This window comes from Streptomyces sp. NBRC 110035, assembly GCF_000829695.1.
In the GTDB taxonomy this organism is placed as follows: Bacteria; Actinomycetota; Actinomycetes; order Streptomycetales; family Streptomycetaceae; genus Streptomyces.
The window spans coordinates 86,082-101,046 of record NZ_BBNN01000033.1 but is presented as its reverse complement, the minus strand read 5'-3'; the positions used below and the strand labels follow the sequence as shown (position 1 = coordinate 101,046).

At 70.5% G+C, this 14,965-nt stretch carries 10 protein-coding genes; 7 read left to right on the top strand and 3 right to left on the bottom strand.

Translation table 11 applies throughout. From position 1 onward, the window contains the following. Positions 1 to 41: 41 nt before the first annotated feature. Both TU30_RS22980 and hflX read left to right on the top strand, forming a co-directional pair. Complete coding sequence (locus TU30_RS22980; protein WP_078878452.1) at positions 42 to 1,673, top strand: M1 family metallopeptidase; 1,632 nt, start codon at positions 42 to 44, stop codon at positions 1,671 to 1,673. Positions 1,674 to 1,819: 146 nt separating this feature from the next. Continuing rightward, positions 1,820 to 3,316 carry a GTPase HflX gene (gene hflX, locus TU30_RS22975; RefSeq protein WP_042173044.1) on the top strand — a complete coding sequence of 499 codons (1,497 nt, stop codon included), beginning with the start codon at positions 1,820 to 1,822 and terminating at the stop codon, positions 3,314 to 3,316. Between the two features lie 590 nt (positions 3,317 to 3,906). On the opposite strand, the gene TU30_RS22970 is transcribed toward hflX, so the two are convergent. After that, positions 3,907 to 5,127 (bottom strand): serine protease, encoded by a 1,221-nt coding sequence (locus TU30_RS22970; protein ID WP_042173042.1) that lies wholly within the window; start codon positions 5,125 to 5,127, stop codon positions 3,907 to 3,909. Between the two features lie 364 nt (positions 5,128 to 5,491). On the opposite strand from TU30_RS22970, the gene TU30_RS22965 reads away from it, so the two are divergent. Beyond that, positions 5,492 to 7,498 (top strand): ATP-dependent DNA helicase, encoded by a 2,007-nt coding sequence (locus TU30_RS22965; RefSeq protein WP_042173039.1) that lies wholly within the window; start codon positions 5,492 to 5,494, stop codon positions 7,496 to 7,498. A gap of 252 nt (positions 7,499 to 7,750) precedes the next feature. On the opposite strand, the gene lexA is transcribed toward TU30_RS22965, so the two are convergent. Next, positions 7,751 to 8,533 carry a transcriptional repressor LexA gene (lexA, locus tag TU30_RS22960; RefSeq protein ID WP_042173037.1) on the bottom strand — a complete coding sequence of 261 codons (783 nt, stop codon included), beginning with the start codon at positions 8,531 to 8,533 and terminating at the stop codon, positions 7,751 to 7,753. A 597-nt stretch (positions 8,534 to 9,130) separates the two neighbouring features. On the opposite strand from lexA, the gene nrdR reads away from it, so the two are divergent. Together nrdR and TU30_RS22950 are read left to right on the top strand one after the other, a co-directional pair. Beyond that, positions 9,131 to 9,688, top strand: coding sequence for a transcriptional regulator NrdR (nrdR, locus tag TU30_RS22955; RefSeq protein WP_042173035.1), 558 nt, complete (start codon positions 9,131 to 9,133; stop codon positions 9,686 to 9,688). Positions 9,689 to 9,845: 157 nt separating this feature from the next. Then, complete coding sequence (locus tag TU30_RS22950) at positions 9,846 to 12,740, top strand: vitamin B12-dependent ribonucleotide reductase (protein ID WP_042173033.1); 2,895 nt, start codon at positions 9,846 to 9,848, stop codon at positions 12,738 to 12,740. Positions 12,741 to 12,891: 151 nt separating this feature from the next. Here TU30_RS22950 and TU30_RS22945 read toward each other — a convergent pair whose 3' ends face one another. Continuing rightward, a complete protein-coding gene (locus TU30_RS22945; protein WP_042173031.1) occupies positions 12,892 to 13,425 on the bottom strand; it encodes a TerD family protein in 534 nt (177 codons plus the stop codon). Positions 13,426 to 13,592: 167 nt separating this feature from the next. Here TU30_RS22945 and TU30_RS22940 point away from each other — a divergent pair, with 167 nt between their 5' ends. Together TU30_RS22940 and TU30_RS22935 are read left to right on the top strand one after the other, a co-directional pair. After that, entirely contained in the window at positions 13,593 to 14,198 is a 606-nt protein-coding gene (locus TU30_RS22940; RefSeq protein WP_042173029.1) for a YdbC family protein, read from the top strand. Positions 14,199 to 14,304: 106 nt separating this feature from the next. Then, positions 14,305 to 14,964, top strand: coding sequence for a histidine phosphatase family protein (locus TU30_RS22935; protein WP_042173027.1), 660 nt, complete (start codon positions 14,305 to 14,307; stop codon positions 14,962 to 14,964). The last annotated feature ends 1 nt before the right edge of the window (position 14,965 follow it).

Sequence of the window (14,965 nt, the reverse complement as noted above, 5' to 3'; positions counted from 1 at the left end):
CCGCCGAAAGCGCGCACGCGCGCGCTGATAGCCGTGGGCCCATGCTGCTCACCCCCCACGGCCCCGCTGCCCCGGAACCGGCCTTCGAGCGTCCCGCCGGCCCGCACGGTCCGGCCTCCGGCCGTCAGGACGTCCCCGTCCCGGCCGCCCGCAGGCCGATCCCCCGTGGCCGTCCCCGGCGGACGTCCGCGGCGCTGCTCGCGTCGGCCGTCTCCGTCTGCCTCCTCGCCGCGAGCGCCCCCGCCACGCCGCTGGGCATCGGCGACCGCCTCTTCCCGTACCTGGGCAACCCCGGGTACGACGTGACGTCGTACCACCTCGCCCTCGGCTACCCCGGCACCAACGACACACCGCTCCGGGCCACCACCACGATCCACGCCCGGACGACCACGGACCTGGAGCGGATCAACCTCGACTTCGCCCGGGGCACGGTTCATTCGGTCGAGGTGGACGGCGCCCCCGCCCCCTTCACCACCGCCGGTGAGGACCTCGTGATCACCCCCGTCGGCGGCCTGGACGCCGGCGAACGGACCCGTGTCGCCGTGCGTCACACCAGCGATCCGGTGACCGCCGAGGGCCGTGACGGCGGATGGGTGCGCACCGCGGACGGCCTCGCCATGGCCAACCAGGCCGACGCCGCGCACCTGGTCTTCCCGTGCAACGACCACCCGTCCGACAAGGCCTTCTTCACCTTCCGCATCACCGCACCCGCCGGTCACACCGCCGTCGCCAACGGTCTGCCGATCCACGTCGACCGCACCCGCGCGTCGACGACGACCTGGACGTACCGCACCCGGCACCCCATGGCCACCGAACTCGCCCAGGTGTCCATCGGCCGCTCCACGGTCCTGCGCCGCACCGGCCCGCACGGGCTGCCGCTGCGCGACGTCGTCCCCACGGCCGACCGCGAACGGCTCGAACCGTGGCTGTCGAAGACCCCCGCCCAGATCGACTGGATGGAGGCCAGGGTCGGCCGCTACCCCTTCGAGACGTACGGTCTGCTCATGGCCGACGTCTCCACCGGCTTCGCACTCGAGACCCAGACGCTGTCCCTCTTCGAGCGGGACCTCTTCACCGATCCGGCCCGCCCCGCGTGGTACGTCGAGTCGATCATGGTGCACGAGCTGGCCCACCAGTGGTTCGGCAACAGCGTCAGCCCTCGCACCTGGTCCGACCTGTGGCTCAGCGAGGGCCACGCCACCTGGTACGAGGCGCTGTACGCGCAGGAGAGGGCCGGCCGGTCCCTCGAGGCCCGGATGAAGGCCGCCTACGAGGCATCCGACCAATGGCGCGCGGCGGGCGGACCGCCCGCCGCCCCCAAGGCCCCCCGGCCCGGCCGGAAGATCAGCATCTTCCGGCCGATCGTCTACGACGGTGCCGCGCTCGTGCTGTACGCCCTGCGCGAGGAGATCGGCCGCGCCGCGTTCGACCGCCTGGAACGGCGCTGGGTGACCCGGCACCGGGACGGCACGGCCTCCACCGCCGACTTCGTCAAGCTTGCCTCCGAGACCGCGGGACGGGACCTGACCGGCTTCCTGGACGCCTGGCTGCACGACGTGAGGACCCCACCGATGCCCGGCCACCCGGACTGGAGGTCCGTGGCCCACAAGCCCACGGGGCGCTCCGCCCCGACCGTGCATCGAACAGGCGTGAACCGGGAACAAACACGGTGACGAGACGTGCCGTGCCGTGCCACCATCATCAGGACGCCACGGCGCGGGGCACGGGAATCTCCCGGGAGGCCCGTGCGTTGTGAAAGGCGACAGGAGTACCCCGTCGCCCCTGCGTATCCCCTTCCACATATCGACGTAAGGACCCAATGACCTCCTCTTCTTCCCCTTCCCAGGACACCAAGCGCCTCGCGCAGACCTACCCCGAGGGCCTCCGGGCCGATGCCCTGATGGAAGCGGACGTCGCCTGGAGCCTCGAGATCGACGGAGAGCGGGACGGCGACCAGCTCGACCGCTCCGAGCGTGCGGCCCTGCGCCGCGTCGCCGGCCTCTCCACCGAGCTCGAGGACGTCACCGAGGTCGAGTACCGTCAGCTCCGCCTGGAGCGCGTCGTACTCGTCGGCGTGTGGACGTCGGGAACCGTGCAGGACGCGGAGAACTCCCTCGCGGAGCTCGCCGCCCTGGCGGAGACGGCGGGCGCCCTCGTGCTCGACGGCGTGACCCAGCGCCGCGACAAGCCCGACGCGGCGACCTTCATCGGCTCCGGCAAGGCCGAGGAACTGCGTGACATCGTGCTCGACACGGGCGCGGACACGGTCATCTGCGACGGAGAGCTGAGCCCCGGACAGCTGATCCACCTCGAGGACGTCGTCAAGGTCAAGGTCATCGACCGTACGGCCCTGATCCTGGACATCTTCGCCCAGCACGCCAAGTCCCGGGAGGGCAAGGCGCAGGTCGCGCTCGCGCAGATGCAGTACATGCTGCCGAGGCTGCGCGGCTGGGGCCAGTCGCTGTCCCGGCAGATGGGCGGCGGCAAGGGCGGCGGTCTCGCCACCCGCGGCCCCGGCGAGACCAAGATCGAGACCGACCGGCGCCGGATCCGCGAGAAGATGGCGAAGATGCGCCGGGAGATCGCGGAGATGAAGACCGGCCGCGACATCAAGCGCCAGGAGCGCCGGCGCAACAAGGTGCCGTCCGTCGCCATCGCGGGTTACACCAACGCCGGCAAGTCCTCGCTGCTCAACCGCCTGACGGGCGCGGGCGTGCTGGTCGAGAACGCCCTGTTCGCGACCCTCGACCCGACCGTGCGCCGGGCCGAGACGCCGGGCGGACGGCTCTACACGCTGGCCGACACGGTCGGCTTCGTCCGGCACCTGCCGCACCACCTGGTCGAGGCGTTCCGCTCCACGATGGAGGAGGTCGGCGACGCCGACCTGATCCTGCACGTGGTGGACGGTTCGCATCCCGTCCCGGAGGAGCAGCTGGCCGCCGTGCGCGAGGTGATCAGGGACGTCGGCGCCACCGGCGTACCCGAGATCGTGGTGATCAACAAGGCCGACGCGGCCGACCCGCTGACGCTCCAGCGGCTGCTGCGGGAGGAGAAGCGCTCCCTCGCGGTCTCGGCCCGCACCGGCCAGGGCATCGACGAGCTGCTCGCCCTCCTCGACCACGAGCTGCCCCGGCCGGCCGTGGAGATCGAGGCACTCGTGCCGTACACCCAGGGCAAGCTGGTGGCCCGCGCGCACGACGAGGGCGAGGTGATCTCCGAGGAGCACACCGCGGAGGGCACCCTGCTCAAGGTGCGGGTGCACGAGGAACTGGCGGCGGAGCTCACGCCGTACCTGCCCACGCCGGCCGCCGGCTGAGTCCGCGGCCCACGGCGACGCCGACGGCCCGCACCCTGCTGTGACAGGGGGCGGGCCGTCGGCGTGTGCGGACGACCGGCCGCCTCGGCCACCGGGCGCCCTGATCACGTACCGTCGTGCTCACCGGCCGCCGTGGGTCCTGCTCGTGTTCTGGTAAAGCGCCTCGGCGTCCCGGCTGCGGGCCCGCGAGCCAGGTGTTGCCGGTCGGGCCGACCGGCGTGTTCGCCACCCGTACGGCCCCGCCGTCCACCCCCCCCGGAACCAGCCGCCGCCGTCCTTCCACTCGTCGACATCGAGCCCGTGCTCCCTGAGCCGGTCCGCGAGGCCGGCCGGGCCCCGGCCTCACCGGCCTCGCTGCCCGCGGCCGGTGAGGTGCCGGAACCGGGCTTCTTCGCGCCGGCCCCGGCGCCGGCCGAACCGCCGCACGCGGTCGCGGTGCGTGCCAGGGCGGCGACGAGCCCGGTGACGGCGAGAGCTCGGCGACGGCCACGCCGGCGCGGAGCGGACCTGCCGGTGGAACGCGTGGTGCGATGACCCCCGGTGCCGTGAAGGAACGTCCTGCCGCTGTCCGCCGCCGGAGCGGCCCCAGGTCACCGGCCGGCGAACTTGTCGCTGACCGCGTCGTACACGCCCTTGGCCTCGTCGCCCAGCCGCGGGCCGGCCAGCCAGCCCGAAGTCACCGGGCCGATGGAGGTGTTGGACACCAGCGCCGGCCGGCCGTCGGAGCCCTCCGCGACCCAGCCGCCGCCGGACGAACCGGCGGTCATGCTGCATCCGATGCGGTACATCGTCGGGTCGGAGGCACCGAGCGAGAGCCGGCCCGGCTGGTCCTCGCAGCTGAACAGCGTCTGGCCGTCGTACGGCTCGCCGGCCGGGTAACCGGTCGCGGTCACGCTCTTCACGTCGGGCACGGCGGGAGCCCGGAAGTCCACCGGCAGCGCCGAACCGACCGTCTCCTCCAGCGACTTGCCGTCGCCGCCCTTCTCCGGCGTCACATGGATGACGGCGAAGTCGTACGAGGCGCCGTCACCGCCGGTCGCACCGCCCTGCTCGATCCACTGGTCGGAGGTCTGCGCCCAGTCACCCCACCAGACGCCGTACGGAGCGACCTCCTCCTCGGTGGCGCCCTCGAACTCGCCGGTCGGCCTGCCCGCGTCGTTGTACGACGGCACGAAGGCGATGTTGCGGTACCAGCCGCCCTTCTTGCCGGCGTGCACGCAGTGCCCGGCCGTCCACACCATGTTGGACTTCCCCGGATTGGCGGGGTCCTGCACCACGGTCGCGGAGCACACCATGGTGCCCTCGGGGGAGTCGAAGAACACCTTGCCCGCCGTGGGGGCGTTGTCGTGGTACGACGGCGGCACGGCCTGTGCCTGCACCGGCTCCGGCGTCGGGTCGGTCACGCCCTGGTCACCGGAGATGTCGCTCTCGTCGACCTCCGGGTCCGGCTGCTCGGCGTCCCGCATGCGGTCCGGGTCCCACAGGTCCTCGATGATCGGGTTGATGTAGTCGTTGGCCTCGCGCAGCCAGTCGTCCTTGTCCCAGTTCTTCCAGTCGCCGTTCCTCCACTCGTCGACATCGATCCCGTGCTCCTTGAGCCGGTCCGCGACGTCGCTCGGGATCCGGATCTTGCCGTCCCCGGCCGCGGCGGTCGCGGAGGCTTCGCCGCCCGCCGTGTCGTCCTCCGCACCACAGGCGGTAGCGGTGAGCGCGAGCACCGAGGCGAGCGCGACGGCGGTCAGTACGGGGGAGGTGCCGCGGCGCGCCTTCCCACCTCGGTGACCGGTGGACGACGGCCGTATGGATCGCATGATCTGACTCCCCCTGATATGGACGAACTTGGTGCGTGGGCCGTGCTCGCACCGCGGACCCGAACGGAGCCCGGACCCGTTGCACGACCACCGGGAACGGCACCACACACTATGCGTTCGCCGTGCTGGACAACCGCCGGAACGGCAACGGTTTCGCTACGAGCTCCCTGGCCTGGACACGCGCCGGAGAGCGGCCGCCGCGATGCCCTCCCGGCTCCCTGCCGGGGCCTGGTGCCCGATGACACGTATCCGACCGGAAACGTGTTCGTCCGCACCTCGTGCCGCGCCCACCTGTGCGTCCACGGCCCACGGCCCTCGCGGTCGGCACACGATTGTCGGTGCCGGGCCGTAGGGTGGTCGCGCTATGACGAAGCCCTCACTCCCCGAACTCCTGCACGCTGCCGTCACCGCCGTCGGCGGCACGGAGCGCCCCGGCCAGGTGACCATGGCCGAAGCCGTCGCCGAGGCGATCGACGACGCCTCCCATCTGCTGGTCCAGGCCGGCACCGGTACCGGAAAGTCGCTCGGCTACCTCGTGCCCGCGCTCGCACAGGGGGAAAGGGTCGTCGTGGCGACGGCCACGCTGGCCCTGCAGCGCCAGCTCGTCGAGCGCGACCTTCCGCGCACGGTGGAGGCGCTGCATCCGCTGCTGCGCCGCCGTCCGGAGTTCGCCATGCTCAAGGGCCGGTCCAACTACGTGTGTCTGCACCGGCTCCACGAAGGCGTACCGCAGGACGAGGAGGAGGGCCTCTTCGACCAGTTCGAGGCGGCCGCCCCCACCAGCAAGCTGGGGCAGGACCTGCTGCGTCTGCGCGACTGGGCGGACGAGACGGAGAACGGGGACCGGGACGACCTCACCCCGGGCGTCTCCGACCGTGCCTGGTCCCAGGTGTCGGTGTCGTCGCGGGAGTGCCTGGGCGCCACGAAGTGTGCCTACGGCGCGGAGTGCTTCGCCGAGACGGCCCGCGAGCGCGCCAAGCTCGCCGACGTCGTGGTCACCAACCACGCCCTCCTGGCGATCGACGCGATCGAGGGTGCGCCGGTGCTCCCGCAGCACGAGGTGCTGATCGTCGACGAGGCCCACGAACTGGTCTCCCGGGTCACCGGAGTCGCCACGGGGGAGCTCACCCCCGGCCAGGTCAACCGCGCGGTGCGCCGGGCCGCGAAGCTGGCCGACGAGAAGGCGGCCGACCAGCTGCAGACCGCGGCCGAAGGCTTCGAACGCCTGATGGAGCTGGCCCTTCCGGGCCGTCTCGAGGAGATCCCGGAGGACCTCGGGTACGCGCTGATGGCGCTGCGTGACGCCTGCCGGACCGTCATCTCCGCGATCGGGGCCACCCGTGACAAGTCCGTCCAGGACGAGGACGCGGTCCGTAAGCAGGCGCTCGCCTCGGTGGAGAGCGTGCACGACGTGGCCGAGCGCATCACCAACGGCTCCGAATGGGATGTCGTCTGGTACGAGCGCCACGAGCCCCGCGGCGGAGCCGCATACCGGCCCAGCGGCGCCTCGCTGCGCGTCGCCCCCATGTCGGTCTCGGGCCTCCTGCGGGAGAAACTCTTCTCCGACCGCTCGGTGGTCCTGACGTCCGCGACGCTGAAGCTCGGCGGCGACTTCAACGGCGTGGGCGCCTCCCTGGGCCTCGGCCCCGAGGGCGCCGGGGGGGACGACCTTCCACCGTGGAAGGGCGTCGACGTCGGCTCTCCGTTCGACTATCCCCGGCAGGGCATTCTCTACGTCGCCAAGCACCTGGCGCGCCCGGCCCGCGACGGCGACCGCGCGGACATGCTCGACGAGCTCACCGAACTGATCCAGGCCGCGGGCGGCCGCACCCTGGGCCTGTTCTCCTCGATGCGGGCCGCTCAGCTCGCCGCCGAGGAACTGCGTTCCCGCATTCCGGAGTTCCCGATCCTCCTCCAGGGCGAGGAGACCCTCGGCGAGCTGATCAAGAACTTCGCCGCCGATCCGAGGACCTGCCTGTTCGGCACGCTGTCGCTCTGGCAGGGCGTCGACGTTCCCGGCCCCAGCTGCCAGCTGGTCGTCATGGACAAGATCCCGTTCCCGCGTCCGGACGACCCGCTGATGAGTGCCCGCCAGAAGGCCGTGGAGGACGCCGGCGGGAACGGCTTCATGGCGGTCGCCGCGACGCACGCCGCGCTGCTCATGGCGCAGGGCGCCGGTCGCCTCGTCCGGGCCACGGGTGACCGCGGGGTGGTCGCCGTCCTGGACCAGCGACTGGCGACGGCGCGCTACGGCAGCTATCTGAAGGCCTCGCTGCCCGACTTCTGGTTCACCACGGACCGCAACCAGGTGCGGAAGTCCCTGGCCGCGATCGACGCGGCGGCAGGGCAGGCCGGGAGCCAGGCGGACTGAGGGGCAGGCGGGCCGGGAACAAGCGGGCCGGGAGCGAGGAGCACGCCCCGGCGTGGACGGAAGGCGCGAGGCGCCCGGCATGGGCCACGAGGGGGAGGGCCGGGCTGTGAACCGACACCGCAGCACCCGACAGCACAGGATCGGACAGCCCAGGGCCGGACGACCCGGACAGTGCGGGGCCCCGGAACCGGCGCAGGGGTTCCGGGGCCCGGACCAGGGGCGGGGCCGGACCGGCCGGTCCCCGCGGCGGACTCAGACGCGGCGCAGAACGGCCACCACCTTGCCCAGGATGGTCGCGTCGTCGCCGGGGATCGGCTCGTAGGCCGCGTTGTGCGGGAGGAGCCAGACATGGCCGTCCTCGCGCTTGAAACGCTTGACGGTGGCTTCGCCGTCGAGCATCGCGGCGACGATGTCACCGTTCTCGGCGACGGGCTGGCGCCGGACCGTGACCCAGTCCCCGTCACAGATCGCGGCCTCGATCATGGAGTCGCCGACGACCTTCAGGACGAACAGCTCACCGTCCCCGACGAGCTGACGGGGGAGCGGGAAGACGTCCTCGACCGACTCCTCGGCGAGGATGGGACCACCGGCGGCGATACGGCCGACCAGCGGTACGTACGACGCGGCCGGCTTGCCCGTGGTGTCCGTGGGTTGCACGGAGGTGGCCTGGTCGGAGCCGCGCACCTCGTACGCGCGGGGACGGTGCGGGTCGCGACGCAGGAATCCCTTGCGCTCCAGCGCCATCAGCTGGTGTGCCACGGAGGACGTGCTGGAGAGTCCGACCGCCTGGCCGATCTCGCGCATCGACGGCGGGTACCCGCGACGCTGCACCGAGTCCCTGATGACTTCGATCACCCGACGCTGGCGGTCGGTGAGTCCCGAGCTGTCCGCCCGGATGCCGGGAGGTCGGCCCGGCAGGGAGCGCTTCTGTCCCTCAGGATGCTGCGTGGCTTCGCTCATCGCATGCGCCGGCTCGAGCCGGCCCTGGGAGCGGTCCTGGGCAGTGATGCTGGCGCTGTCTGCGGTGGTGGTCACGTCGGCCCCTCTCGATGGTCTCCCTGCAGGACAACGGTAGTAGCTTTCGAAAGGTTGCGCCAAACACACGTTCGAGTGAAAAAACGCGAATTACCCTCTGTGGTGGCCCGTCGAGGTGTATTGACTGCGATTCTCCCCGTCGGCGAAAACCCCCGTGGCCGTGCCCTCCGCCGGGGCGGCGGTCTCCCGACCGGGGCCCAGTCTGTCACCGGGTGCCGCGTGATGCGGTGAGCGGCCCGGCTCTTCCCGGGCCTCCTCGGGAGTCGCACGCCGTCTCCTTCCGGCGGGCACGAGATCTCCCCGTGTGCGGCCTTCCCGGGGCTGCGCGAGGTCGCGCGAGTCCGCACCGTGGTCCCGCGTGAGCGCACCGTGAGGAGGGGCGGCCGGGTGCCTCGCGCCCGGATTCGAACGACACGCGTGCTGGAGTGTATGAATGAGCCAATCACCACATCTAGTGGTTGGATTGCGGCAGCTGCCCAGAAGTTGTGGTCCCGCGGTCCTGAGGCCTTCGGAGATCGCTTATGCTGGAGCAGCTTCGCGGGGCCGAACAGGCCCCGTGGGGCCATGGAGTCTGCTGCGAGGGAGGGTTGGGATTTCATGCACTGCCCCTTCTGCAGGCACCCCGACAGCCGTGTCGTCGACAGTCGTACGACCGATGACGGCACGTCGATCCGCAGACGCCGCCAGTGCCCCGACTGCTCCCGTCGTTTCACGACCGTGGAGACGTGCTCACTCATGGTGGTCAAGCGGTCCGGCGTGACCGAGCCGTTCAGCCGTACCAAGGTCATCAACGGTGTGCGAAAGGCGTGCCAGGGCCGTCCCGTCACCGAGGACGCGCTCGCGCAGCTCGGCCAGCGCGTCGAGGAAGCGGTGCGGGCCACCGGGAGTGCCGAGCTGACCACCCATGACGTGGGGCTGGCCATACTCGGCCCGCTGCAGGAACTCGACCTCGTCGCCTATCTGCGGTTCGCGTCCGTCTACCGGGCGTTCGAGTCGCTCGAGGACTTCGAGGCCGCGATCACGGAACTCAGGCAGGTGGAGCACCCCGCCGCGGGCGACGGAGACCGTGAGAGGGCTGCCGCGGGGGGCCGGGAAGACAGTGGCGGCTCCGGTGGGGCCGTCCAGGTCCCGGAGCCCGCCCAGCCCGCCGGCTGACCGGCGGGCCCCGCGGCCGGGGGCGGCCGGGCCGCGGCGATGAGAAGACCTGTTGTGGGTGACACGCGCGTGGACGCCCGCAGCAATCAGGACAAACACCGTGTCACGGGAACACCGGGGCACTTCAGGGCGTTTTCGCCCGTACCAGGGAGGCGGCATGACAGAGACGGCGAGCGGTCCGACACGGAGTTCCCGGACCAAGGGCAGCGGCAAGGCCGGCAAGGGACTGCGGGTCGAGCGCATCCACACCTCCCCCGGAGCCCACCCCTACGACGAGGTGGCCTGGGAGCGTCGTGACGTCGTCATGACCAACTGGCGCGACGGCTCGGTCAACTTCGAGCAGTACGGCGTCGAGTTCCCCGACTTCTGGTCGGTGAACGCGGTCAACATCGTCACCAGCAAGTACTTCCGCGGCGCCGTGGGCACCCCGCAGCGTGAGACCGGCCTCAAGCAGCTGATCGACCGCATCGTGAAGACGTACCGGAAGGCCGGCGAGGACCACAAGTACTTCGCCTCCCCCGCCGATGCCGAGATCTTCGAGCACGAGCTGGCCTACGCCCTCCTGCACCAGATCTTCAGCTTCAACAGCCCTGTCTGGTTCAACGTCGGCACGCCCCAGCCGCAGCAGGTCTCCGCCTGCTTCATCCTGTCCGTCGACGACTCCATGGAGTCGATCCTCGACTGGTACAAGGAAGAGGGCATGATCTTCAAGGGCGGGTCCGGCGCCGGCCTGAACCTCTCCCGCATCCGTTCCTCCAAGGAACTGCTGTCCTCCGGCGGCAACGCCTCCGGCCCTGTCTCCTTCATGCGCGGCGCCGACGCGTCCGCCGGCACCATCAAGTCCGGCGGTGCCACCCGCCGGGCCGCCAAGATGGTCATCCTCGACGTCGACCACCCCGACATCGAGGACTTCATCCAGACCAAGGTCAAGGAAGAGGAGAAGATCCGCGCCCTGCGCGACGCGGGCTTCGACATGGACCTGGGCGGCGACGACATCACGTCCGTCCAGTACCAGAACGCCAACAACTCGGTCCGCGTGAACGACACGTTCATGAAGGCGGTCCAGGACGGCGGCACGTTCGGCCTGACGTCCCGCATGACCGGCGAGGTCATCGAGGAGGTCGAGGCCAAGGCGCTCTTCCGCAAGATGGCCGAGGCCGCCTGGGCCTGCGCCGACCCGGGCATCCAGTACGACGACACCATCAACCACTGGCACACCTGCCCGGAGTCCGGCCGCATCAACGGGTCGAACCCCTGCAGCGAGTACATGCACCTGGACAACACGTCCTGCAACCTCGCGTCGCTGAACCTGATGAAGTTCCTCGAGGACGACAGCAAGGGCAACCAGTCCTTCGACGCCGAGCGCTTCTCGAAGGTCGTCGAGCTGGTCATCACCGCGATGGACATCTCCATCTGCTTCGCGGACTTCCCGACCCGGAAGATCGGCGAGAACACCCGCGCCTTCCGTCAGCTCGGCATCGGCTACGCCAACCTCGGCGCCCTGCTGATGGCCACCGGCCACGCCTACGACTCCGACGGCGGCCGCGCCCTGGCCGGCGCCATCACCTCCCTGATGACCGGCACGTCGTACAGGCGCTCCGCCGAACTGGCCGCGGTCGTCGGCCCGTACGACGGCTACGCCCGCAACGCGCAGCCGCACCTGCGGGTCATGAAGCAGCACTCCGACGAGAACGCCAAGGCCGTCCGCATGGACGACCTGGACACGCCGGTCTGGGCGGCCGCCACCGAGGCCTGGCAGGACGTGCTGAGCCTCGGCGAGAAGAACGGTTTCCGTAACTCCCAGGCCTCCGTCATCGCCCCCACCGGCACCATCGGTCTCGCGATGTCCTGCGACACCACCGGCCTCGAGCCCGACCTCGCCCTGGTCAAGTTCAAGAAGCTGGTCGGCGGCGGCTCGATGCAGATCGTCAACGGCACCGTCCCGCAGGCCCTGCGTCGTCTGGGGTACCAGGAGGAGCAGATCGAGGCGGTCGTCGCCCACATCGCCGAGCACGGCAACGTGATCGACGCCCCCGGTCTCAAGCACGAGCACTACGAGGTCTTCGACTGCGCCATGGGCGAGCGCTCCATCTCCGCGATGGGCCACGTCCGCATGATGGCCGCGATCCAGCCGTGGATCTCCGGCGCCCTCTCCAAGACGGTCAACCTGCCGGAGTCGGCGACCGTGGAGGACGTCGAGGAGGTCTACTTCGAGGCCTGGAAGATGGGTGTCAAGGCGCTCGCCATCTACCGCGACAACTGCAAGGTCGGCCAGCCCCTCTCCGCCAAGACCAAGGAGAAGGCCGAGATCACCGAGAGGACCGAGGACACGATCCGTGCCGCGGTCGAGAAGGTGGTCGAGTACCGTCCGGTCCGCAAGCGTCTGCCGAAGGGGCGTCCCGGCATCACCACGTCCTTCACCGTCGGTGGTGCCGAGGGCTACATGACCGCCAACTCCTACCCGGACGACGGTCTCGGCGAGGTCTTCCTGAAGATGTCCAAGCAGGGCTCGACCCTCGCGGGCATGATGGACGCCTTCTCCATCGCGGTCTCCGTCGGCCTCCAGTACGGCGTCCCGCTGGAGACGTACGTCTCGAAGTTCACCAACATGCGCTTCGAGCCGGCCGGTATGACGGACGACCCGGACGTGCGGATGGCGCAGTCCATCGTCGATTACATCTTCCGTCGCCTCGCGCTGGACTTCCTCCCCTTCGAGACGCGCTCCGCGCTCGGCATCCACTCCGCCGAGGAGCGCCAGCGTCACCTCGAGACCGGCTCCTACGAGCCGACCGACGACGAGGTGGACGTCGAGGGCCTGGCCCAGTCCGCGCCGCGGGCGGCTCAGGAGCTGAAGGCGGTCTCCACGCCGAAGGCCGGGGCCGAGGCGGCCAAGCCCGCCCCGCAGCAGGCCCACACCAGCGCCGAGCTGGTCGAGATGCAGTTGGGTATCCAGGCCGACGCCCCGCTCTGCTTCTCCTGCGGGACGAAGATGCAGCGCGCCGGTTCCTGCTACATCTGCGAGGGCTGCGGCTCGACCAGCGGCTGCAGCTGAGACAGGGCGTGACACCGTTCGCCCGGGCGTGCCCGCCCGGTGCGACCGGTTGAGACGAGGGGAGAGGGGCACCGGCTTCGGCCGGTGCCCCTCTCCCCTCTCCTGCCGCCGTTCCCGCCGAACCGGGACCCGGCGGTGGCCGGGACCCGGTTCACGGGCGGCGGGTGACCCCCATGGAGCGGGTGAAGGTCAGCGGGTCCCCCTGGAAGCCCTGGACGCCGGGATGGAAGTCCCAGGCGCCGGTGCTGTCCCGGGTGAACTCGGCGACCGTTGCCGCCGTGGCCCCCAGGACACCGCTGAAGTCGTCCTCGGCCAGGACGGTGTACCCCTCGCGGATGCGCAGGCCGGGGCGGCCCACGCCGGCGAAGGTGCGTTGCTCCTGATGCTGCTGTATGACGACCCCGACCACCACGCGCGCGTACCGCGCGTCGAGCCGGTTCAGCTCCAGCATCATGACCTCGTCGAAGCCGAAGCCCTTGCCGTCCTTGCTGTCCCGGCTGAGGAGGATCGTGCCGTCGGGAGAGCGGCTGTCGAAGTGCACCACGTACGAGGGATCACCGTGCGGATCGCTTGCCGGGTAGGGCGCGGCGACGAGATCCAGGTCGGTGGCCGGCTGTCCCGCGGGACTCGGGTCCCACCTCAGCGCGATCTCGACCTTGCCGATGCCCTTGTTGACGCCGTTCACCAGTCTTCCCCTTCCCCCTGGGACCGTCATGCCCCTTCAGAAGCTGCTGTCCAACTGCCGGGCGAACCCGGCAGGTTGTCCATCCTGTCATGCCGGGCCGGATGAGTGCGGCGAAGCAGTCCCGCCGAGGAGGACCGGGCCGCGCCCCGCGGCCTTACGATGGCGCGGTGCTGGTCAAGTGGATTCGCTGCACCGTGGTGGACCGCCGCGGGTTCGAACGGGGACAGCGGAAGTGGGCGGGGCTTCTGGGGGAGCCGGGATTTCGTGGACAGGGCGGGGGCTGGAGCCGGGGACGACAGGACGTGGCGCACGTCTTCTCCTTCTGGGAGAGCCGCGCCTTCTACGACTCCTTCATGGCGCGGTCCCACGACCGGCTCGCCTCGGCCCAGTCGGGCACCTTCAAGGACGCCCGGGTCAGGCTGTTCGACCACCGCTTCGACGTGAAGACCGGCTTCGAACCGCGCTTCACGGACGTCGACCTGCTGAGAGTGGCCCTGTGCCGCGTCCACGAGGAACGGGCGGAGCATTTCGTGCTGATGCACGAGAAGGTCTGGAACCCGGCGATGGCAGGATCGCCCGGCATGGTCCGGGGACTGTTCGGTGAGGCCCCCGGCCATGAGTTCCTGGTGCTGTCGATGTGGTGGTCGGCTGCCGAGCACGGCAAGTACCGCACCGAACGTGTGGAACGTCTCGCGCTGCGTGCCCAGACGGAGGCCGACATCGCGGCGCTCACGGGGGACATCGTGGACATGGAGCCGGTCTGGACGGTCTGAGGTTTCGGGGTGGAGAACGGCCCCGAAGCGAAGGAAGTGTGTGACCTGTGCCGTATGAGGCGCGTACGGGTGCTCGGTCCGCCGTCCGCCGTTCTAGGGTTTCAGTATGGTACGACCACGGCGCATCGTCCTTGTCCGGCACGGTGAATCAACGGGCAATGTTGACGACACCGTTTACGAGCGCGAACCCGATCACGCACTGGCCCTGACCGAGCGGGGCCGGCGGCAGGCCGAGGAGACGGGCAAGCGGCTGCACGACCTGTTCGGTGAGGAACTGGTCAGCGTGTACGTGTCCCCCTACCGCCGCACGCACGAGACGCTGCGCGCCTTCGGTCTCGATCCGGGACGCATACGTGTGCGTGAGGAGCCGAGACTGCGTGAGCAGGACTGGGGCAACTGGCAGGACCAGAAGGACGTCCGCCTGCAGAAGGTGTACCGGGACGCGTACGGCCACTTCTTCTACCGCTTCGCCCAGGGCGAGTCCGGTGCTGACGTCTACGACCGGGTCGGAGGCTTCCTGGAGAGCCTGTTCCGCAGTTTCGAGGCCCCCGACCACCCGCCGAACGTCCTCATCGTGACGCACGGCCTTGCCATGCGGCTGTTCTGCATGCGCTGGTTCCACTGGACCGTGGCGGAGTTCGAGTCGCTGTCCAACCCCGGGAACGCCGAGATGCGGGTGCTCGTCCTGGGGCAGGACGGCAAGTACACGCTCGACCGGCCCTTCGACCAGTGGCGGCAGCCGGAACCGTACGGGATCACCGGATAGG

What these genes read in the sequence shown, in the direction of transcription:
- TU30_RS22980 (WP_078878452.1), top strand. Translation starts at nt 42, where the DNA reads ATGCTGCTCACCCCCCACGGCCCCGCTGCCCCGGAACCGGCCTTCGAG.
- hflX (WP_042173044.1), top strand. Translation starts at nt 1,820, where the DNA reads ATGACCTCCTCTTCTTCCCCTTCCCAGGACACCAAGCGCCTCGCGCAG.
- TU30_RS22970 (WP_042173042.1), bottom strand. Translation starts at nt 5,127, where the DNA reads ATGCGATCCATACGGCCGTCGTCCACCGGTCACCGAGGTGGGAAGGCG.
- TU30_RS22965 (WP_042173039.1), top strand. Translation starts at nt 5,492, where the DNA reads ATGACGAAGCCCTCACTCCCCGAACTCCTGCACGCTGCCGTCACCGCC.
- nrdR (WP_042173035.1), top strand. Translation starts at nt 9,131, where the DNA reads ATGCACTGCCCCTTCTGCAGGCACCCCGACAGCCGTGTCGTCGACAGT.
- TU30_RS22950 (WP_042173033.1), top strand. Translation starts at nt 9,846, where the DNA reads ATGACAGAGACGGCGAGCGGTCCGACACGGAGTTCCCGGACCAAGGGC.
- TU30_RS22935 (WP_042173027.1), top strand. Translation starts at nt 14,305, where the DNA reads ATGGTACGACCACGGCGCATCGTCCTTGTCCGGCACGGTGAATCAACG.